2 protein-coding genes are annotated in these 624 nt (G+C 71.5%); both read left to right on the top strand.

Annotated elements, in window-relative coordinates; all coding sequences use genetic code 11:
* A partial coding sequence (locus AC27IQ_RS26645; protein ID WP_487091483.1) for a response regulator occupies positions 1-242 on the top strand: 242 nt, incomplete at its 5' end.
* The coding region (locus AC27IQ_RS26640) for a winged helix-turn-helix domain-containing protein (RefSeq protein ID WP_487091482.1) at positions 173-624 on the top strand (452 nt) is incomplete at its 3' end. The genes AC27IQ_RS26645 and AC27IQ_RS26640, both read left to right, overlap by 70 nt.

The following is a 624-nucleotide window of genomic DNA, read 5'->3' as shown; positions in this document are numbered from 1 at the left end:
TACCTCGCCCGCTTCGGCTATGCCACCCATGCGGCGGCGCGATGCGCAGACCCTGCGCCGAGCGCATGGCCGCGCAGGCCATGGACCTCGTCGTGCTGGACATCATGCTGCCCGGCACCGACGGCATCACCCTGGCGCGCGAGCTGCGCGAGCGCTCGGCCGTGCCATCATCATGCTCACCGCGCGCGCCAACCCGTACGACTGCGTGCTCGGGCTGGAAATGGGCGCCGACGATTACATGAGCAAGCCCTTCGAGCCGCGCGAGCTGGTCGCCCGCATCCAGAACGTGCTGCGGCGCGCGGCGGGCCGTCCCGCGGCCGAGCCCGCGGTGCCGGACGACGTGGTGCGCTTCGACGGCTGGGCGCTGCACAGCGTGGAGCTCCATCTCGTCTCGCCGTCCGGCGTCACCGTGCCGCTCACCAATGCCGAATACCGCCTGCTGTGCACCTTCCTGCGCATGCCGCGGCGCGTGTGCAGCCGCGACCAGCTCATGGAGCATGCGCGCGGCCGCACCATGGATTCGTTCGAGCGCAGCATCGACCTGCTGGTCTCGCGCCTGCGCCACAAGCTGTCGGACGACCCGCGCGCACCCGCCTTCATCCGCACGGTGCGCGGCGTGGGCTA

This window comes from Acidovorax sp. KPB24-07, assembly GCF_057543315.1.
Note: the sequence above shows the minus strand (reverse complement) of the source record. Positions and strands in the feature narration are given on the sequence as shown.